Raw genomic sequence first — 17,395 nt, forward strand, 5'->3', positions numbered from 1 at the left:
GCTTGTTCGGTGTCGCGCACGAGACCCCATTACCTCTTGCAGGCGGCCGCGCCTATTCTTCGTTGTACCGGTAACCGATACCATACAAGGTCTCAATCGCCGAGAACTCGGGGTCAGCCGCGCGCATTTTTTTCCGCAGGCGCTTGATGTGGCTGTCGATCGTGCGGTCATCCACATAGACCTGATCATCATAGGCGACATCCATCAACTGGTCGCGGCTTTTGACGAATCCCGGACGTTGGGCCAGCGCCTGAAGCAACAGGAACTCGGTCACGGTCAGGGACACATCATTCCCTTTCCAGCTGACCGCATGGCGCAGCGGGTCCATTCTCAGGTCGCCGCGTTCCATGACTTTGGTGTCATTGCTGTTGGTTGCGACCGCGTCGCCGCTGGTCGCCTCTTGGCGGCGCAGCAAAGCCCGAATGCGTTCGACCAGCAAACGCTGCGAAAATGGCTTCTTTACATAGTCATCCGCGCCCATGCGCAGGCCCAGCACCTCGTCGATCTCATCGTCCTTCGAGGTCAGGAAGATCACCGGCATCTGCGTCTTCTGACGCAGCCGTTGCAGCAGATCCATGCCGTCCATTCGCGGCATCTTGATATCCAGAACAGCCATGTCCGGCAGTTTCTTGTTGAACGCATCCAACGCGGCCTGGCCATCATTATAAGTTTCAACCTCGAAACCTTCGGCTTCGAGGGTCATGGATACAGACGTCAGAATGTTTCTATCGTCATCCACAAGTGCAATCTTTGACATCGGGCTCACCCCTATTCCTGCTCACTCGCGCAATAATTCGCTTATTTGTAAGGCATTGTTGGCGGTTTTAAGACGCCGAATCAATCCGTAACTGCGAATCATGCCTTTGTTGCGGCAGGTCTGCGGCAAATTTGCCTTGATGCCCGCAAAAAACTGCCCGCTTTTCCGACATTGAATTTCTGATGGCGCTAAACCCGGACTTGGTTGCGCTAACTGCGTCAAACCCGCCTGTTCATGCCCTGAATGACCGTGATAAGACGCGCTCAGCCGCCGGTTTTCCCGGCTCACTGCCCCAAAGGCGCAACGACCAACGACCTTCGCGCCGCCACAGGAGAAGACACACATGACATCTGGACGGGTTAACCCGCAATTCCGCCTCGAAGATCAGGGCATCGAGGGTCTGGGCAATGTCTATTACAACTTCATGGAACCGGCGCTGATCGAAGAGGCGCTGAAGCGCGGCGAAGGCACTCTTGGCAATGGTGGCGCGTTCCTCGTTACCACTGGCAAGTTCACCGGCCGGTCCCCCAAGGACAAACACGTCGTCAAGACCGACAGCGTTGCCGACACCATCTGGTGGGAAAACAATGCCGAAATGAGCCCCGAAGGCTTTGACGCACTGTACAATGATATGCTGGCCCATATGAAAGGCCGTGACTATTTCGTGCAGGACCTCGTCGGTGGCGCGGACCCGGCTTACGCAATCAATGTACGAATGGTTACCGAACTGGCGTGGCACAACCTGTTCATCCGCCACCTGCTGCGTCGCCCGGACCGCGAAGATCTGGATGAGTTCACGGCCGATTTCACCGTCATCAACTGCCCCAGCTTTCAGGCCGACCCGGCAAAGCATGGCTGCCGCAGCGAGACGGTGATTGCAATGAACTTCGACCGCAAGCTGATCCTGATCGGCGGCACCGAATATGCCGGTGAAAACAAGAAGTCCGTTTTCACCCTGCTGAACTACATGCTGCCCGAAAAAGGCGTGATGCCGATGCACTGCTCGGCCAACCATGCCGTTGGCAACCCGGTCGACACCGCCGTGTTCTTTGGCCTGTCGGGCACCGGCAAGACCACTCTGTCGGCCGATCCGGCGCGCACTCTGATCGGTGACGACGAACACGGCTGGTCCGATCGCGGCACCTTCAACTTCGAAGGCGGTTGCTATGCCAAGACCATCAACCTGAATGCCGAGGCAGAGCCGGAAATCTACGCGACCACCTCGAAATTCGGTACCGTGATCGAAAACATGGTCTTCGACCCCGAAACCAAGGAACTGGATTTCGACGACGACTCGCTGACCGCCAACATGCGCTGCGCCTATCCGCTCGAGTATATCTCGAACGCATCCAAAAGCGCACTGGGTGGCCACCCGAAGAACATCATCATGCTGACCTGCGATGCCTTCGGCGTTCTGCCTCCGATCGCGCGGCTGACGCCGGCACAAGCCATGTATCACTTCCTGTCGGGTTTCACGTCAAAAGTGGCTGGTACCGAACGTGGCATCACCGAGCCGCAGCCGACTTTCTCGACCTGCTTTGGCGCGCCGTTCATGCCCCGTCGCCCAGAGGAATACGGCAACCTGTTGCGGGACAAGATCGCTCAGCATGGCGCGACCTGCTGGCTTGTGAACACCGGCTGGACCGGCGGCGCCTACGGCGTGGGCAGCCGGATGCCGATCCGCGCGACACGCGCCTTGCTGACCGCCGCTCTGGACGGCTCGCTGCGCGACGCCGAGTTCCGCAAGGATGCCAATTTCGGCTTTGACGTTCCGGTCTCGGTGCCGGGAGTTGCCGAAGTTCTGCTGGACCCGCGCCGTACCTGGGACGATCAGGCCGCATTCGACAAACAGGCCGAAAAACTGGTGCAGATGTTCGCCGAGAACTTCGAACAGTATCTGCCCTTCATCGACGACGACATCAAAGCCGTCGCAATTGGGTAAATTGGGGAAAGGGGCCACCGCGCCCCTTTTTCACTGCACCTGCCGCGTTTCTATCTATGGTTGTTTGCCGCGAAAAGCACATACAATTGCGTTGTTTCAAAATGCAATTTGCGCTAGCTCTGTTAACCGCTGAGACGAAAAAACCCGGCACTTTTGCGCCGGGCATTGGCTGAAATAAGATTGGGGGTCGCTCATGTGCGCACACTCACAACGCGGGATTGAGCAACCTAATCAGTCACCTAGTCTAAGTGAAAGGGGATGAGTGTCAATACGATACATGCTGAATAACGCATCATTCAGTATGGCTCAACTGGTCGCAATTGCGCGCCAAATGGCACAGTAAAAGATGGGTAAATCTATGACTGAGATCTCGAAACTCGCCGAACTGCGCAAATTGATGCAAAGCATGGAGCGTACTTTAGGCCTGGAAAAACTATCTCCGGTTGAACGCGACATCTACTATGCCGCCGAAGAGCTTTCAAAGTCCGATCAGGAAGTTCGCACATTCGGCTTGATCGAGCACACGTTGGTTCAAAGTGTTTCGCGCCCAACATTCTTTCGCGCGCTGAAATCGCTGGTCGAAAAAGGCTATCTTTCTCAAAGCGGCAGCGCCAACCGGGGACGGTACATCGTTCATGCACCCAAATGACGCGATCCACACGCGCAAGAGGCCGTGACTACGTTGCGCGGATGGGCTACTGAAACACTTCTGGCCTCTCTGGCCTATGTGCTGGCGTCGTTCCTTACATTCGCCGTCCTCATGCCATTGCAGAACGTGTTTTTCCCGGAATACCCAAGCAGGGCGAGCCTGTTGTTTCTGCCGCATGGCGTACGGGTTCTGTCGGCGTGGCTGTTGGGGTGGCGCGCCATTTTCGCATTGTTGCCTGGCGTGTTCATCGTTTTCGCCTATTTGGGTGGAACGGACGTGTTCCTGCCCAGCCGCCTGATGGCCATGGCGATTGCAGTTCTGACTGTCCCGGCCGTTTTCTATCTTCTCAAAGCAATCGGGTGGGATCTGTTTCCCCGTCCGGAACGCAAACCCTGTTGGATATGTGTGATGGGCGTCGGTTTCGTAACGTCCATCCTTGTCTCCGGGTTGACCAACCTGGCTTTTGGCAGTGCGACGGTCGAATACATCGCGTTCCTGATCGGCGATATCTCGGGTTTATTCTTCCTGATGCTGGGTCTGTACTTTGCTTTCCGGTTTGCCGACAAGCGCACGGGCTGACCTGTCACCCCACCAAACCACGTCGCAGCAGGTTCAGGCCGGCGATCAGCAATACCAACAAGGTCGCCTTGCGAAAACTTGCCTGATCGATACGGTCCTGCAATTTCATGCCGATCCACATCCCGGCCACGGCCGGAACGATCAGGGCTGCGGAAAACTGAAGTGTTTCTGCATGCAGGATGCCTGAGCCAAGATGTGCGGCCAGCAGCAAGACCGCTCCCAAACCGTAGATAACGCCCTGAATTCGAATCTGTTCGGTCTTGGGGGTGTTCAGCGCCGTCAGATAGGCAACTGTCGGAGGCCCCCAAACTCCTGACATGCCGCCGACAAACCCCGCCAGGCCACCTACAACGGCCTCGACTGCGGTCGACGGTTGGCTCAGCGCCATTCTGAACCCAAGAACCTGCAACAGCGCGAAGACCGACACGAAACCGCCCATCAGAACCAGAAAGACAGACCCCGGGATCAAAGCGACCAACTGTGCGCTCAGCAGCAGAAAGAGACCGCCGACAACAAGGAAAACCCGAAACCGCCGAACCGAGGCAACCGCCGCAGCGCGACCGCCGCGAAGGGCTTGCTGCCCATTGGCCACCAGCGTCGGCAGGATAAGTCCCGCCAAGGCCAGATCCGGCGGCAGAAATGAATTCAACCCCGATACCAAAATCATGGGCATCGCGAAACCAACCATACCCTTGACCCATCCTGAGGCAAAAGCGATTGCCATGGCCAACAGCAGTTCCTGCGGGGAAAGAATGGAAAACAGGGTCATGTCCCCTAGATAACATCTGGATTTTCTTCTGCATTGCAAAAATGATGGGGTAATATTTGAACTTTTTCGCAGCGTAATAAGTATTTTTGTTGCGCTGCACGTGCAGCATGATATGACCAGACGACCGAGGAAAGGACGCGATTCATGGCCCACGACGGACAGGATATGACCGAGATGACAACTGCTTCAGTTTTGCCCGATCTTCTGAATATGACCCGGGCTGCCCTACCCGCGGTAGAAGCCGTTTTTGAAAAAGCCCGTGAATCCGTGCGCGGCATGGTCTCGGCGGATGGCCGTATCTCTGGAGCTCTGATCGAGGCCAACCAGACCGCCGCACATGGTCTGGCATGGCTGGCCACATATAATCAGTCGCTGCAACAGATGCAGCGCTGGGCCGAAACACTTCAGGCCGAAGGCAAATTCGGCGAAGTCGAGCAGTTGCTTCACCAGATAGCCTTTGGTGAGTACCTGCATCAGGTCGCAGGTGGCATCCCGATGAACCAGGGCGAGGTCGTGCGCCTTCAGGATATGGGCCTCGGCTGGGATGCGCTGTCGGGTTTTCAGTCGACCGAAGTACAGACCTTGATGGCGCAGGCAAATTCACAAGCCGCACGCAGCCGTTTGGTCGAGCTGATGCAGGATCAGGCCGGCGCCACCATGTTCGGCGCGTCGGGCCTGGACGAAGAACTTGAGATGATCCGCGACCAGTTCCGCCGCTATGCGCAGGAAAAGGTCGAACCGTATGCCCATGAATGGCACCTCAAGGATGAGCTGATCCCGCTGGAAATCATCGAAGAGTTGGCGGAAATGGGCGTTTTCGGGCTGACCATCCCGGAGGAGTTTGGCGGTTTCGGCCTGTCCAAAGCATCCATGTGCGTTGTGTCCGAAGAACTGTCTCGTGGCTATATCGGCGTCGGATCGCTGGGCACCCGTTCGGAAATCGCGGCCGAATTGATCATCGCCGGCGGCACGGAAGAGCAAAAGGCCAACTGGCTGCCGAAACTGGCCAGCGCCGAAATTCTGCCGACCGCTGTCTTTACTGAACCCAATACCGGCTCGGATCTTGGCAGCCTGCGCACCCGTGCCGTGAAGGACGAGAACGGTGATTACCGGATCACCGGCAACAAGACCTGGATCACCCACGCCGCGCGCACCCATGTCATGACCCTGCTGGCGCGGACCGATCCCGACAGCACCGATCACCGCGGCCTGTCGATGTTCCTGGCCGAAAAGACACCGGGCACGGACGAGAACCCCTTCCCCACACCCGGCATGACCGGTGGTGAGATCGAGGTTCTGGGATACCGCGGCATGAAGGAATACGAGCTGGGCTTTGACGGCTTCCACGTCAAGGGTGAAAACCTGCTGGGGGGTGAAGAAGGCAAGGGCTTCAAACAGCTGATGGAGACCTTTGAAAGCGCCCGCATCCAGACTGCCGCGCGCGCCATCGGCGTGGCGCAAAGCGCGCTGGATATCGCCATGCAATATGCCATCGACCGCAAGCAATTCGGCAAATCTCTGATCAACTTCCCGCGTGTGTCCGGCAAACTGGCAATGATGGCGGTCGAGATCATGATCGCGCGCCAGCTGACCTATTTCAGCGCGTGGGAGAAAGACCACGGCCAGCGCTGTGATCTTGAGGCAGGCATGGCCAAGCTGCTGGGCGCCCGTGTGGCCTGGGCAGCGGCCGATAACGGGCTGCAAATCCACGGCGGAAACGGTTTTGCGCTGGAATACAAGATCAGCCGCGTTCTGTGTGACGCGCGCATTCTCAACATTTTCGAAGGGGCGGCCGAGATTCAGGCACAGGTCATCGCACGACGTCTGCTCGGGTGACCGGAACCGGCGTCCCGTTTCCCCAACTGACCCGGCCATTGCGCCGGGTCTTTTTCTTGATTTTTGAGGTTTTGTACACCGCCTACCTGCGGACCTTCCGTTTTGTACGGACCATTTCCGCATCTCTGACCGGCTGAACAACGACCAGCTGTGTCCGCACCAATCCAAACTTCCCCCTTTGATCCCGACCCATTCGCCGTTAGAGCATCAGTTTGACCCGACCCAAACCCGATCAGCACCTGGTACACCGCATGACCCGATCCATCTTTGCACTTTGCGCCACTCTGGCGGTGCTCGTTCTTGCGGGTTGCACCACCCCTGCGCCAACGGCCGATCAGAGCGATGTCGAAGCGCTTGCGCAGTCGATCCGAATGCTCGGGCCGGAAGTCGATCCGGCCGAGGCACAGAGGGCGGCCACAATCGCCTATTCCTATTCGCAGCAATTGGCGCGGGATTGGAACGTCACCGACCCGGCCATCATCCACAACGCCAAGGTCATCAACGGGTTCCGCGAAAAGGGGTTGTGCAATGACTGGGCCGAAGCCATGACCAAGCGGCTGCGGCAGGAGAACTTCCGAACACTGGATCTGCACTGGGCCACGTCGCCGCCGACTTCTTTTCGCATCATCCACCATTCGGCGTCGATCAACGCCAAGGGGGATTCGATGTATGACGGCATCATCCTTGATCCCTGGCGCAACAGTGGCGCGTTGTTCTGGGCGCCGGTGCGTGAAGATACGCGCTATAACTGGAAACCCCGGCAGGAAGTGCGTGCGCAACTGCTGAACGGGTCTCTTCCCTACTGATCCGGTTCCAACGACATCCCCTATGCGCTAAGACCCAGCCATGACTCGCCTGATCCTGACCCTGCCCTTGATGGCATTGTTCCAATGCGACAAGGACGAAACCGTCGCCGCCTATGGTGCTGCGGACCAGACCTGGGTTTTGCAGGAAATAGATGGTCAGCCCTATGAGGCGAGCGCTCTGCTGCGGTTTCCCGAAGAAGGCAGGATTGCCGGGAACGCTCCGTGCAACAGTTATGACGGAACACTCAACGCGCCCTACCCGTGGTTTGAGGTTCAGAACCTCAACGCGACGCGCGCCGCCTGCGCGGGGCTCGAGGCGGAAGGGGTCTACTTTGCCGCCCTCATGGCCATGACCCAATCCGAAGTGTCAGGCAATGTGCTGATCCTGCGAAACGAGGATGGGCACGAGATGGTGTTCACAGCCGCCGAGTGACCTGATCCACGAACCGGGCCCGCGCTTCGGGCAGCGGATTATGCCCCAAAGACGGCGCGACGCGGTGCTCCAGGAAATATCCGGTCGTGCGCAGGGCCTCTGCGATCTCGGCATCGGGCGCAGTGCCTTCACCTCGCAGACAAGGCGGAAGGGGCAACAGCTTGTCCGCCCAATCCCCGGCGCCCTTCGCACTGACGGAACGGCCTGTTTTGGGCGATACATAGATCAATCCTTCGGTCACACCGGTCACGGCGCAGGCTGTCAGATCAAGGCCAAAGCCAAGCTCGTCAAGCAGCGCGAGTTCCCATCGCAGATAAGCCAGAGGCCAGACCTCGTCCTGCCCCAGCAGGTCCATCAACTGCTCCGTCCGCGTATAGAGCGAGGCGTGTGGTTCCCGTTCGGGCAGGCAGAAGGACAGCAGAGATACGACAGCGTTCAGCCCGGACAGTGCCAGCCGCCCTGAAAACGCGGCGGCCGCGCGGGAGCGCAGGGGTTCGACCTGAAAGGTTCCGATATGTTCTTCCAGTCGCGCGCGCCACAGCACGTCCAGTTGCGCGCCGGGTTGCAGGATCGGCGCGATCTTGCGGCTGGTCCCACCGCGCACCACACCGGCATGACGCCCATGGCCTTCGGTAAAGACTTCGATGATCGCCGCTGTTTCACCATGGCGGCGTAAAGTCAGGAGTATTCCGTGATCGCGCCAGTCCAAAACTCGGCCCTGCTGTTGGTTGGGTTGGATCGCAGAAAATCCCAAGCGACGTCGGCGCGCAAGAGCGGAACTTCTTTTCCCCCTTTCGACGAGAGTTCTTTTTCCGAAGGCGCCATAGTTTTGTGACTTCGTGCCACCCGTCTTGTGCGCGTTCTCGCAACCCCCACCTGCGCTTCAAACAGAAGGGGCCGCACCATGATCGATGACGAACCGCAACCTGCCGCGTATTACGACGAACACGAAATCTGGACGCCGGATCCGACAGCCGCGGACATGCAGGTCTATGAGACGTTCGCTTCGGCCGTCGTTGAACTTGTGCAGGTGCTGGATGACAACAAGCCGATGTTGTCGCGGGATGTCTACGCCCGCTTTTTTGCGTCTCTGCTGCACCTGTCCAGAGTGTTGGGCGAGTACGAAGACGGGTGGAACGGCGGACGTGGCGCGTGATCCAAAGGCGTGCGAAGACCGTGGGGAAGACTATCAGCCTTTCATTTTAAAGGCCCGGTAGAACGCGTCAGCTGACCCACAGACCAATGGAAACCCCGTCAGTTGCCCTGTTCGGGTAGGTCGGGGGTCGCCAAAACTATTCCGAAAAACGCGTTGCTTGAAACCAGTTCAGGCATTAATGTTCTACTTATGTTCTTAAAGTGGGATTCCAAAAATGTCTCTTAATTATGTCATGATCGGTTCCAACGACGTTGCCAAGGCACGCGGCTATTATGACGCGGTTGTGCCCCGGATCGGCGGAAAGGTCATCGCCGAGTATATGCCGCATGCTGTCTGCTATGAGCTGCGTGGCGGCGGATGCATATGGGTCGCGACACCGTTCGACAAAAAAGTCGCGACGATCGGAAACGGGAACATGGTTGGCCTGCTGTGCCAAAGCGAAGCGGAAGTTCGCGATGCGCATGCAACCGCGCTTGCAAATGGTGGAACAAACGAAGGTGATCCGGGCGACCGCCCCCAATATGGCCCAAGCTTTTATGGTGCCTACGCACGCGACCCGGATGGGAACAAGATGAGCTTTGTCTATTTTGGCGACGCAGGTTGATGGCGCTGAAAACCACTTGCGAGCTTGGTAGTGAGAAAAACCCAAGGCAACAGGAGGTTCAGAACGTCACACCTGCGTGAATTAGGATGCCGATGACCATCAATAAGTTCAGCACCATCGAGAGTCCGTTGCCCACATAAATGGGCAGCTTGCCCACCACCATACCATAGGCAAACCACAGGAAGGACAGCCCGGCATAAAGCGACCAGGACAGAAGCGACTGACCGGTCGCGTGTTCGGAATGGGTAAAGTAGAGCTTGATCAGTTGTGGAAGCGTGGCAAAAGGGCCGACAACGCCGACAAAGACCATGAAGCCCTCGAACCGCTGCATCCAGTGGCCGAGTTCCGATTTTTCCAGTTTCTCCGCAAGCGTTTCAGTCACGAAAGCACCTCTTGGTTGCGCTCGGTCCGTAGGACACGTCAGTGCTGACAGGCCATTTGCAGCACCAAAATAGTCGCTTTGATCTCGGCGTCAAAGACCCTTCAGTACCGTGGTCACTCCAGCCCCTCTTCGCCCAGCAGGTGCCGCCCCTGCCGGTCTTCGACCTCGATCACCCAGAGGTCGGGGTCAAAGCTGCGTTGGCGCTGGATGGCCTGGTCCACGTCGACCTCGGGGCCAGACGAGAGTTCGACCCATTTTCGTTCACCACTCATCAGATCAAAGCTGCGTTGGAACGCAACGGCCTGCCCGTCCAGCGTGTTCAGCTTGACCAGAACTGCGCCTGCCGTGTCATCGCCATGGGCCACCACATAGGCCGGGATATCCTGGAATCGCAGCCGCGCCAGATAGGCGTGGACCCAGAATTCGGCGGTCAGGCGGGTCATGCGTTTCCGTCTTTGAAATCCAGACCCATTTCCGAATACCGCTCGGATTCTTCCAGCCAATTGGGCCGGACCTTCACTTGCAGGAACAGGTGAATTTTACGGTCGAGGAATTCTTCCAGTTCTGCCCGCGCAGCCTGGCTGACGGCCTTGATGGTCTCACCCTTCTTGCCCAACACGATGCCTTTGTGGCCGTCACGCATGACATAGATGACCTGATCGATCTTGGCAGAGCCGTCTTTGCGTTCTTCCCAGTTCTCGGTCTCGACGGTCAACTGATAGGGCAATTCCTGGTGCAGGCGCAGGGTGAGCTTCTCGCGGGTCATTTCCGCGGCGATCATGCGCAGGGGCAGATCGGCGATCTGGTCTTCGGGATAGAGCCAGGGGCCTTCAGGCAGTTCAGAGGCCAGCCACTTGCGCAGGTCTTCGACACCGTGGCCCTTTTCAGCAGAGATCATGAAGGTTTCGGCAAACGGGTAACGTGCGTTCAGGTCACTGGTCAGCGCCAGCAGCTTTTCGGACGGCACCTTGTCGATCTTGTTGATCGCCAACGCGATGGTGCGGCCCTGTCCGATTTCTTCCAGACCTTCGAGGATGCGCTCGACCCCTTCGGTGATACCGCGATGCGCTTCAACCATCAGGACAACGACGTCCGCATCTGCGGCCCCGCCCCATGCAGCAGCGACCATGGCGCGATCCAGGCGGCGGCGGGGTTTGAACAGGCCGGGCGTGTCGACGAAGACCAGCTGCGCGTCGCCTTCCATCGCCACGCCACGGATACGCGCGCGGGTGGTCTGCACCTTATGCGTCACGATGGAAACCTTGGCCCCGACCATGCGGTTCAGCAGGGTTGACTTGCCCGCATTGGGCTCTCCGATCAGGGCGATAAATCCGGCGCGTGTGGTCATGAGTCTGGCGATCCTGTTTGCAAGTGCGCACCCCTATAGCAGAAAGCTTCGACGGGCCAGAGGGATTTGTCGCATTGCGGCCATGCGGTTTCGATGTCAGATGAACGCAGACGCCCAGCCAATCCCAGCCCGGCATCAAATCCGTTCAGTGAGGTTTTCATGAAACGTCGCGAGTTTCTTCTTGGAAGCAGCGCCGCTGCAAGTGTTTTGGGATTGGGAGCGTTGCCTCTGACGGCCAGCGATGCTGCGCAGGAGCTGGTGTTGCAACCTGCCAGCTATCGGTTTCGCGATCAGCCGACCATGAGGATGGTCAGCCTGTCACCGGATGCGCCGCCACCGGTTCTTTACGGGCGTCAGGGCGAGGTACTGCGTCTGACGGTGCGCAATACCCTGCCCGACTATACTGCGATGCATTGGCACGGTCTGCGCATCCGCAACGAGATGGACGGGGTGCCCTACCTGACCCAGATGCCCATCGGCGAAAACGAGAGCTTTACCTATGAATTCACACCGCCGGATGCGGGCACGTATTGGTATCACCCTCATTGCATGACGATGGACCAGATGGCCCGAGGGCTGACCGGTGTGATGGTGGTTGCCGAACCGGAAGACCCAGGGTTCGACAGCGAGCAGGTGATCAATCTGCGGGATTTCCGGCTGGACGAAGATGGCGCGTTTCTGCCCGCTTATACCGCCCGCGGCGCGGCGCGGGCCGGCACGTTCGGCAACGTGCAGACCGCCAATTGGCAGAGCGAGGCAGTATATGACCACGCCGCGGGCAGCCTGGTGCGCGTACGGGTGGTCAACACGGACACGACCCGTATCTACAGGTTGCATCCCGAAGGGGCCGAGACCCGGATCATCGCATGGGACGGACATCCGGTAGAAACAGACGTGACACGGCCCACAGCAGCCCAGCCGCTCTTGCTGGCCCCGGGTCAAAGGGTGGATCTGGCGGTTCGGATGCCGGACGACGAGGGGCAGTCAGCCCAGCTGATGGCAAAGTTTCCCGGACAGAAACACCGCGCCATGGTCCGGTTGCGGGCCACGGGACAGTCCATTGCGCGTGATCTGCGAGAGCTGCGCCCATTGCGCCCGAACCCTGTCGCGCGCCCTGATCTGGGTCAGGCCGAGTTGCATGAGTTCGTGTTCGGCTGGACCCCGGAAGGCGGCGCCCCGAATGACGGGTTCTGCGGGTCTTTGGGCTATAGTTTCTGGTCGATCAACCGAACGCCCTGGCCGGGCGATGCGGCGCAGGGAACCGGGCCACTGGCCGTGCTGCAACGAGGCAAGAGCTATGTTCTGCGACTGCGCAATGAATCGCCCAACCTGCACCCGATCCATCTGCACGGGCTGGCCTTTGTTCCGCTGACGTCGAACCTGCGCAAACTGCCACCGTTGCTGTCCGATACCATGCTATTGCTAAAAGACGAGACCGTAGACATCGCGCTGGTCGCGGACAATCCCGGCGACTGGGCGTTTCATTGCCACGTGATCGAACACCAGAAAACCGGACTGGCCGGGTTCATCCGGGTAATCTGACCCTAGCCCGGTGGTGACATGTTCAACGCCAGAACGTGGTTCGGATAGGCTTGGTCCGCGATACGGAAATCCGTGACGCCGACCTGACGGAAGCCTTTGGACAGGTAGAAATCAATGGCCGGAGCGTTCTGGGAATTGGTCGTCAGCCAGATTTCGGGGCGGCCTTTGTTCCGGCAATGGTCAATGGCCACCTGCAACAACGCTGACCCGATGCCCTTTCCGTGGTGGCGCGGCTGCACGTAAAAGGTCACGATCTCAAGATCGGAAAGCCCGTCGATGGGGGCGGGACGGCCCTCTGCCAACCGAATGTAGCCATCGATTCCATCGCGGTTTTCAGACACCACCAGAAGATCACTCTCTTCCTCAAGCAGCGCTTCGAACCGTGCGGTTGTGAACTCGGACAATGCAAACTCGGCGAAGAAAGAACTTACGCCATGGCGCAGGTAGGTGCCGATCCAGACTTCGATCGACAACGCGGCCAGGCTGGCCGCGTCCGATTTCCGGGCTGGTCTGAGCTTCACGCCCCTAGGACGAGCTGGCCGGACTCAACCGCTCCAGCAAAGCTTTCGCCGCGGCCTGTTCGGCCTGACGTTTGGATCCTGCGGTGGCCTGTGCCTCGGTGCCGTCCTGAAGGCGGGCTGCGATGGTGAAGATCGGGGCGTGGTCCGGGCCGCTGCGTTTGATTTCGACGTATGAGGGCGGCTTTTGCCCACGCGCCTGCGCCCATTCCTGCAACGAGGTCTTGGCGTCACGCGCATCTGCCTCGACCTTGTGGATGCGGTCCCCCCAAAGCGCCAGGATGACATCGCGGGCAGCCTCGAACCCCGCATCCCGATAGATGGCGGCGATCACGGCCTCCATCGCATCGCCCAGCAGCGCTTGCTTGCGACGGCCACCGGACAGCATCTCGGACCGGCCGAGTTTCAACACCGCGCCCAGGTCGATCTGGCGGGCCACATCTGCGCAGGCCTCTTTGCGGACCAATGCGTTGAACCGGGGGGCCAACTGGCCTTCGGAGGCTTTTTTGTCAGCTTCAAGCAACGCGGTGGCCATGACCAGGCCCAGAACGCGGTCACCCAGAAACTCCAGCCGCTGGTTGTCGGGTCGGGTGGACGAAGACACCGAGCCATGGGTCAGCGCGCGCACCAGCAGTTCGGGGTTTTTGAACTCATACCCCAATCGCCGCTGGAACGCCTTTATCTCAGACGAAAGCTTCAATTGACCGCCTTGAAGAACCGATCACCGCGCCATGTCCAGAAGAACAGCATCGAACGGCCCGCGGACGAGAACATGATCCGGTCGGCGCGACCAATCAGGTTTTCGTAAGGCACGTATCCGACACCGCCGGCAGATTGCGGCAGACGGCTGTCGCTGGAATTGTCACGGTTGTCCCCCATGAAGAAATAATGGCCCTCGGGCACGGTGTAGATGCCGGTATTGTCCGATGCCTGGTTGCCGATGTTCAGCACGTCGTAGGACACGCCATTGGGCAGGGTTTCGATCAGGCGCGATTTTTCACAGGTGCCGCCAATACCGACAGGGCCGTTTTCACAGCGCGGGCGCAGGCGCTGTGGGCCTTGCGGTTCCGCAACTTCGGTAAACACGCCATCGGGCTGCTGAGGAACCGGAGTGCCATTGAGGATGATCTGGCCATTGCGGACCTGGATCCGGTCGCCCGGCAGGCCAATCAGGCGTTTGATATAATCACGCCCGGTGACCGGATGGCGAAAGACGATGACATCGCCACGTTCCGGATCACCGCCCCAGATACGGGTATTGTCTTCGCCCTGCATCCAGCCACAGATATCTTCGGCATCCACGTTCAGGCCGACGCTGGGGATGATCAGGCTGGGGCAGGATGCGTAGGAATAGCCATAAGCCATCTTGTTGACGAAGAGGAAATCACCGATCAGCAGCGTCTGCTTCATCGAGCCCGAGGGGATCCAGAACGGCTGAAAGAAGAGGGTACGGAACACGCCGGCAATCAGCAGCGCATAGACGATGGTCTTGATCGTCTCCCAGACGGGATTTCCGGTCTTGGCTTCCTCGGCCATACTGCTCTCTCCAGTTCTTTGCTTGGCTTCGCTGCTACATGCGGGGGCGATGGGGGCAAGTCAAGGCTGCGTGGTGTGATCTTGAAGCGGACGCGCTTCGATCACCACGAAAGCCTGCGCCCAGGGATGGTCATCGGTCAGGGTGACGTGGATGATCGCCTCGTGCCCTTCGGGGGTCATTTCATTCAGGCGTTCGGCGGCCCAGCCTGTCACATGCATCACGGGCTGGCCGGTGCGCAGATTGGTGACGGCCATGTCCTTCCACGCGATGCCCATGCGCAGACCGGTGCCCAACGCCTTGGAACAGGCCTCTTTCGCGGCCCAGCGCTTGGCATACGTACCCGCGGTGTCGGCGCGGCGTTCGGCTTTGCGCTGTTCGGTGTCAGTAAAGACACGGTTGCGGAACCGGTCGCCGAACCGGTCGAGCGTGCCCTGGATGCGGTCAATGTTTGCAAGGTCTGTGCCGATGCCAAGTATCATGACAACCGCACCGTCAGGATCTTGTAACTCGCCACACCAAAGAACCCGGCGAAGGCGAAATCGAACCAGCGGCGGGCGCGACGGTAGGTTCGGACCATGCGTTCGGATGAAAACAGGAAGGCATAGCCGATAAAGATCATCAACGATCCGGCATAGAGCATGGCGAAATAGCCCAGCAGCATCGACAGGCTGGCATCATTGGGCGCGACGATGGCATAGATCGAGCCCCAGCTGAGGATCGCCTTGGGGTTGGTCAGGTGAATGGCCGCGCCTTTGGCAAAGATGGTCGGCAGCGCGCCCGTGACCGGTTTGCCCAAAGCGACCTCGTCCGAGGTCATCGCGCGGCGCAAGGCCTTCAGCGCCAGCCAACCCAGATAGGCCACACCGATATAGCGGATCACCTCGAACACCCAGACATTGGCCAGCATGATCGCCGACAGGCCAAGTGCTGCGGCAATGCCCCAGGCGGCGGACCCGGCACAGATGCCCAGTGCAAAGGCCAGCCCAGCGGTGCGGCCTTCGTTCATGGCTGTTCCCGCAATGCCCATCGTGGCGGGGCCCGGAGAGCCTCCGGCCATCAGCCAGGCCAGCCAGATGGCAACAAAGCCGGGGGTGATCACGCCCGCGCCTCGTCCATCAGGCGACGCATTTCCTGAATGGCCGGGGTCAGGCCCAGAAAGATCGCCTCGCCAATCAGGAAATGACCGATATTCAGCTCTTTGACCTCTGGGAAGGCGGCAACCGGTTTTACGGTGTCATAGGTCAGGCCATGACCCGCATGAACCTCAAGCCCCAGCGAATGGGCGAAAGAGGACATCTGGCGCAGCGATTCAAGTTCGCGTTCGGCATCTTCCATGCGGTCTTCGGCATGGGCGTCGCAATAGGCGCCGGTGTGCAGCTCGATCACTTCGGCACCGATGCGATGCGCGGCCTCGATCTGACGCTGATCGGCGGCGATGAAGATCGAAACGCGACAGCCGGCATCGCGCAGAGGGGCGATGAAATGCGCCAGCTTGTTTTCCTCGCGCGCGACTTCAAGACCGCCCTCGGTGGTGCGCTCCTCGCGCTTTTCGGGAACGATGCAGACCGCGTGCGGTTTGTGGCGCAAGGCGATCTGCTGCATCTCGGGCGTCGCGGCCATCTCAAAGTTCAGCGGCACCGACAGAACCTCCATCAGCCCGTCGATATCGGCGTCCGAGATATGGCGTCGATCTTCGCGCAGATGCGCGGTGATGCCATCCGCGCCCGCTTCTTCCGCCAGTTTGGCAGCGCGCAGCGGATCCGGATAATCCCCGCCCCGCGCATTGCGCACCGTGGCCACGTGATCGATGTTCACACCCAGACGCAGATGGTTCTCAGACATCCCTCGATTCCTTTTGCATGCTTTGCCCCGAGCCTAGAGGCTCTGCCGAAGAAACGGCAGCCGAATCTTCGGCCAAACGCTTGATTTCATCAAACTTCGCCTTGATTCTGGCGCGACGACGCTGCTGATACGTCAGGATCAGCGGCAGGCTGAGGTAATAGCAGATCACCCCCGCAACGAGGCCCGGAATGATCCCACCGATCATATAGGGGTAGAAGACGTCGTCGTAGAACTGCGACAGCCCGTGCCAGTCGGCCACGCGATCCGTAAACAACGCCAGGAAATTGTTCTTGAGATCCCCCAGGGCACTGGCGAATTTGCCCATAAGCCCCTGTGTGTCGCCTTCTTCGTATTCGGTGCCCAGCAGGAAATGCCCGGTCTGAAGACAGATCACTCCGATCGGAACATAGGTGAGCGGGTTGCCGAAAAACGTGCCGCTGAGCGCGGCCAGAATGTTCCCCTTGATCAGCCGGGCACCGATGGCGGCGACAAGAAAATGCAACCCGTAAAACGGCGTAAAGGCCGCGAAGACGCCCGCCCCTATACCGCGCGCGATCCGGTCAGGGGTATCCGGCAAGCGCCGGACGCGGTGTTTCACGTAATGGAAGGCGCGGGTCCATCCGCCACGCGGATAGACGAAATCCGATGCGATCTGGACTGGAGAGCGTCGGTCTCGGCGCTTGAATACCACCCGT

23 protein-coding genes are annotated in these 17,395 nt (G+C 59.2%); 9 read left to right on the forward strand and 14 right to left on the reverse strand.

Features of this window, described 5'->3' with window-relative positions:
• Positions 1–52: 52 nt before the first annotated feature.
• Both AC2FF8_RS17550 and AC2FF8_RS17555 read right to left on the reverse strand, forming a co-directional pair.
• Complete coding sequence (locus tag AC2FF8_RS17550) at positions 53–757, reverse strand: response regulator transcription factor (RefSeq protein WP_170344852.1); 705 nt, start codon at positions 755–757, stop codon at positions 53–55.
• A 21-nt stretch (positions 758–778) separates the two neighbouring features.
• Positions 779–1,045: a hypothetical protein gene (locus tag AC2FF8_RS17555; protein WP_496880342.1), complete on the reverse strand. Its 267-nt coding sequence runs from the start codon at positions 1,043–1,045 to the stop codon at positions 779–781.
• Positions 1,046–1,100: 55 nt separating this feature from the next.
• Between AC2FF8_RS17555 and AC2FF8_RS17560 the strand changes: the two genes are divergently transcribed.
• From AC2FF8_RS17560 to AC2FF8_RS17570, 3 genes are all read left to right on the forward strand, one after another.
• Positions 1,101–2,699 (forward strand): phosphoenolpyruvate carboxykinase, encoded by a 1,599-nt coding sequence (locus tag AC2FF8_RS17560; protein WP_257600134.1) that lies wholly within the window; start codon positions 1,101–1,103, stop codon positions 2,697–2,699.
• A gap of 358 nt (positions 2,700–3,057) precedes the next feature.
• Entirely contained in the window at positions 3,058–3,348 is a 291-nt protein-coding gene (locus tag AC2FF8_RS17565; RefSeq protein ID WP_170344849.1) for a hypothetical protein, read from the forward strand.
• Positions 3,349–3,372: 24 nt separating this feature from the next.
• Positions 3,373–3,927: a hypothetical protein gene (locus tag AC2FF8_RS17570; RefSeq protein ID WP_257600133.1), complete on the forward strand. Its 555-nt coding sequence runs from the start codon at positions 3,373–3,375 to the stop codon at positions 3,925–3,927.
• A gap of 4 nt (positions 3,928–3,931) precedes the next feature.
• Here AC2FF8_RS17570 and AC2FF8_RS17575 read toward each other — a convergent pair whose 3' ends face one another.
• Positions 3,932–4,696, reverse strand: coding sequence for a sulfite exporter TauE/SafE family protein (locus AC2FF8_RS17575; RefSeq protein WP_496880343.1), 765 nt, complete (start codon positions 4,694–4,696; stop codon positions 3,932–3,934).
• Positions 4,697–4,840: 144 nt separating this feature from the next.
• Between AC2FF8_RS17575 and AC2FF8_RS17580 the strand changes: the two genes are divergently transcribed.
• The 3 genes from AC2FF8_RS17580 to AC2FF8_RS17590 all read left to right on the forward strand — a co-directional run bounded on the left by AC2FF8_RS17580 (position 4,841) and on the right by AC2FF8_RS17590 (position 7,771).
• Positions 4,841–6,532 (forward strand): acyl-CoA dehydrogenase family protein, encoded by a 1,692-nt coding sequence (locus AC2FF8_RS17580; protein WP_425080160.1) that lies wholly within the window; start codon positions 4,841–4,843, stop codon positions 6,530–6,532.
• Between the two features lie 251 nt (positions 6,533–6,783).
• The gene (locus AC2FF8_RS17585) at positions 6,784–7,338 is read left to right on the forward strand and encodes a hypothetical protein (protein WP_496880344.1); all 555 of its coding nucleotides are present in this window, start codon (positions 6,784–6,786) and stop codon (positions 7,336–7,338) included.
• A gap of 40 nt (positions 7,339–7,378) precedes the next feature.
• The gene (locus tag AC2FF8_RS17590) at positions 7,379–7,771 is read left to right on the forward strand and encodes an META domain-containing protein (protein ID WP_170344845.1); all 393 of its coding nucleotides are present in this window, start codon (positions 7,379–7,381) and stop codon (positions 7,769–7,771) included.
• Here the strand turns inward: AC2FF8_RS17590 and recO are convergent.
• Positions 7,755–8,480: a DNA repair protein RecO gene (recO, locus tag AC2FF8_RS17595; protein WP_257600128.1), complete on the reverse strand. Its 726-nt coding sequence runs from the start codon at positions 8,478–8,480 to the stop codon at positions 7,755–7,757. The genes AC2FF8_RS17590 and recO overlap by 17 nt on opposite strands.
• Before the next feature lie 195 nt (positions 8,481–8,675).
• On the opposite strand from recO, the gene AC2FF8_RS17600 reads away from it, so the two are divergent.
• Together AC2FF8_RS17600 and AC2FF8_RS17605 are read left to right on the forward strand one after the other, a co-directional pair.
• The gene (locus AC2FF8_RS17600; RefSeq protein WP_170344843.1) at positions 8,676–8,927 is read left to right on the forward strand and encodes a hypothetical protein; all 252 of its coding nucleotides are present in this window, start codon (positions 8,676–8,678) and stop codon (positions 8,925–8,927) included.
• A gap of 214 nt (positions 8,928–9,141) precedes the next feature.
• Positions 9,142–9,531 carry a VOC family protein gene (locus tag AC2FF8_RS17605; RefSeq protein ID WP_480685289.1) on the forward strand — a complete coding sequence of 130 codons (390 nt, stop codon included), beginning with the start codon at positions 9,142–9,144 and terminating at the stop codon, positions 9,529–9,531.
• Between the two features lie 58 nt (positions 9,532–9,589).
• Here AC2FF8_RS17605 and AC2FF8_RS17610 read toward each other — a convergent pair whose 3' ends face one another.
• The 3 genes from AC2FF8_RS17610 to era all read right to left on the reverse strand — a co-directional run bounded on the left by AC2FF8_RS17610 (position 9,590) and on the right by era (position 11,261).
• The gene (locus tag AC2FF8_RS17610; protein ID WP_117869862.1) at positions 9,590–9,913 is read right to left on the reverse strand and encodes a SemiSWEET transporter; all 324 of its coding nucleotides are present in this window, start codon (positions 9,911–9,913) and stop codon (positions 9,590–9,592) included.
• 113 nt (positions 9,914–10,026) lie between these two features.
• On the reverse strand, positions 10,027–10,356 hold the full coding sequence (locus tag AC2FF8_RS17615) for a DUF1491 family protein (protein WP_425080164.1): 330 nt from the start codon (positions 10,354–10,356) through the stop codon (positions 10,027–10,029).
• A complete protein-coding gene (era, locus tag AC2FF8_RS17620) occupies positions 10,353–11,261 on the reverse strand; it encodes a GTPase Era (protein WP_117869864.1) in 909 nt (302 codons plus the stop codon). The genes AC2FF8_RS17615 and era overlap by 4 nt, the downstream gene beginning before the upstream one ends.
• A 159-nt stretch (positions 11,262–11,420) precedes the next feature.
• Here era and AC2FF8_RS17625 point away from each other — a divergent pair, with 159 nt between their 5' ends.
• Positions 11,421–12,803: a multicopper oxidase family protein gene (locus tag AC2FF8_RS17625; protein ID WP_496880345.1), complete on the forward strand. Its 1,383-nt coding sequence runs from the start codon at positions 11,421–11,423 to the stop codon at positions 12,801–12,803.
• Positions 12,804–12,805: 2 nt separating this feature from the next.
• Here AC2FF8_RS17625 and AC2FF8_RS17630 read toward each other — a convergent pair whose 3' ends face one another.
• The 7 genes from AC2FF8_RS17630 to AC2FF8_RS17660 are packed head-to-tail and all read right to left on the reverse strand — an operon-like array spanning position 12,806 to position 17,391.
• Positions 12,806–13,324, reverse strand: coding sequence for a GNAT family N-acetyltransferase (locus tag AC2FF8_RS17630; protein WP_170344838.1), 519 nt, complete (start codon positions 13,322–13,324; stop codon positions 12,806–12,808).
• 4 nt (positions 13,325–13,328) lie between these two features.
• Complete coding sequence (rnc, locus tag AC2FF8_RS17635) at positions 13,329–14,021, reverse strand: ribonuclease III (protein ID WP_171617537.1); 693 nt, start codon at positions 14,019–14,021, stop codon at positions 13,329–13,331.
• On the reverse strand, positions 14,018–14,857 hold the full coding sequence (gene lepB, locus AC2FF8_RS17640) for a signal peptidase I (RefSeq protein WP_171617536.1): 840 nt from the start codon (positions 14,855–14,857) through the stop codon (positions 14,018–14,020). The genes rnc and lepB overlap by 4 nt, the downstream gene beginning before the upstream one ends.
• 60 nt (positions 14,858–14,917) lie before the next feature.
• Positions 14,918–15,337, reverse strand: coding sequence for a holo-ACP synthase (gene acpS / locus AC2FF8_RS17645; protein WP_170344835.1), 420 nt, complete (start codon positions 15,335–15,337; stop codon positions 14,918–14,920).
• The gene (locus tag AC2FF8_RS17650) at positions 15,334–15,957 is read right to left on the reverse strand and encodes a LysE family translocator (RefSeq protein ID WP_496880346.1); all 624 of its coding nucleotides are present in this window, start codon (positions 15,955–15,957) and stop codon (positions 15,334–15,336) included. The genes acpS and AC2FF8_RS17650 overlap by 4 nt, the downstream gene beginning before the upstream one ends.
• On the reverse strand, positions 15,954–16,700 hold the full coding sequence (locus AC2FF8_RS17655; protein WP_496880347.1) for a pyridoxine 5'-phosphate synthase: 747 nt from the start codon (positions 16,698–16,700) through the stop codon (positions 15,954–15,956). Before AC2FF8_RS17655 ends, AC2FF8_RS17650 begins: the two co-directional genes overlap by 4 nt.
• Complete coding sequence (locus AC2FF8_RS17660; RefSeq protein WP_170344832.1) at positions 16,693–17,391, reverse strand: DUF2062 domain-containing protein; 699 nt, start codon at positions 17,389–17,391, stop codon at positions 16,693–16,695. The genes AC2FF8_RS17655 and AC2FF8_RS17660 overlap by 8 nt, the downstream gene beginning before the upstream one ends.
• Positions 17,392–17,395 lie beyond the last annotated feature (4 nt).

The sequence above is a fragment of the Ruegeria sp. YTSA144 genome (assembly GCF_059610125.1).

Bases quoted from the DNA above. Each gene is read 5' to 3' on its own strand.
- AC2FF8_RS17550 (WP_170344852.1), bottom strand. From the start codon at position 757: ATGTCAAAGATTGCACTTGTGGATGACGATAGAAACATTCTGACGTCT.
- AC2FF8_RS17560 (WP_257600134.1), top strand. From the start codon at position 1,101: ATGACATCTGGACGGGTTAACCCGCAATTCCGCCTCGAAGATCAGGGC.
- AC2FF8_RS17565 (WP_170344849.1), top strand. From the start codon at position 3,058: ATGACTGAGATCTCGAAACTCGCCGAACTGCGCAAATTGATGCAAAGC.
- AC2FF8_RS17575 (WP_496880343.1), bottom strand. From the start codon at position 4,696: ATGACCCTGTTTTCCATTCTTTCCCCGCAGGAACTGCTGTTGGCCATG.
- AC2FF8_RS17580 (WP_425080160.1), top strand. From the start codon at position 4,841: ATGGCCCACGACGGACAGGATATGACCGAGATGACAACTGCTTCAGTT.
- AC2FF8_RS17585 (WP_496880344.1), top strand. From the start codon at position 6,784: ATGACCCGATCCATCTTTGCACTTTGCGCCACTCTGGCGGTGCTCGTT.
- AC2FF8_RS17590 (WP_170344845.1), top strand. From the start codon at position 7,379: ATGACTCGCCTGATCCTGACCCTGCCCTTGATGGCATTGTTCCAATGC.
- AC2FF8_RS17600 (WP_170344843.1), top strand. From the start codon at position 8,676: ATGATCGATGACGAACCGCAACCTGCCGCGTATTACGACGAACACGAA.
- AC2FF8_RS17605 (WP_480685289.1), top strand. From the start codon at position 9,142: ATGTCTCTTAATTATGTCATGATCGGTTCCAACGACGTTGCCAAGGCA.
- AC2FF8_RS17615 (WP_425080164.1), bottom strand. From the start codon at position 10,356: ATGACCCGCCTGACCGCCGAATTCTGGGTCCACGCCTATCTGGCGCGG.
- era (WP_117869864.1), bottom strand. From the start codon at position 11,261: ATGACCACACGCGCCGGATTTATCGCCCTGATCGGAGAGCCCAATGCG.
- AC2FF8_RS17625 (WP_496880345.1), top strand. From the start codon at position 11,421: ATGAAACGTCGCGAGTTTCTTCTTGGAAGCAGCGCCGCTGCAAGTGTT.
- lepB (WP_171617536.1), bottom strand. From the start codon at position 14,857: ATGGCCGAGGAAGCCAAGACCGGAAATCCCGTCTGGGAGACGATCAAG.
- acpS (WP_170344835.1), bottom strand. From the start codon at position 15,337: ATGATACTTGGCATCGGCACAGACCTTGCAAACATTGACCGCATCCAG.
- AC2FF8_RS17655 (WP_496880347.1), bottom strand. From the start codon at position 16,700: ATGTCTGAGAACCATCTGCGTCTGGGTGTGAACATCGATCACGTGGCC.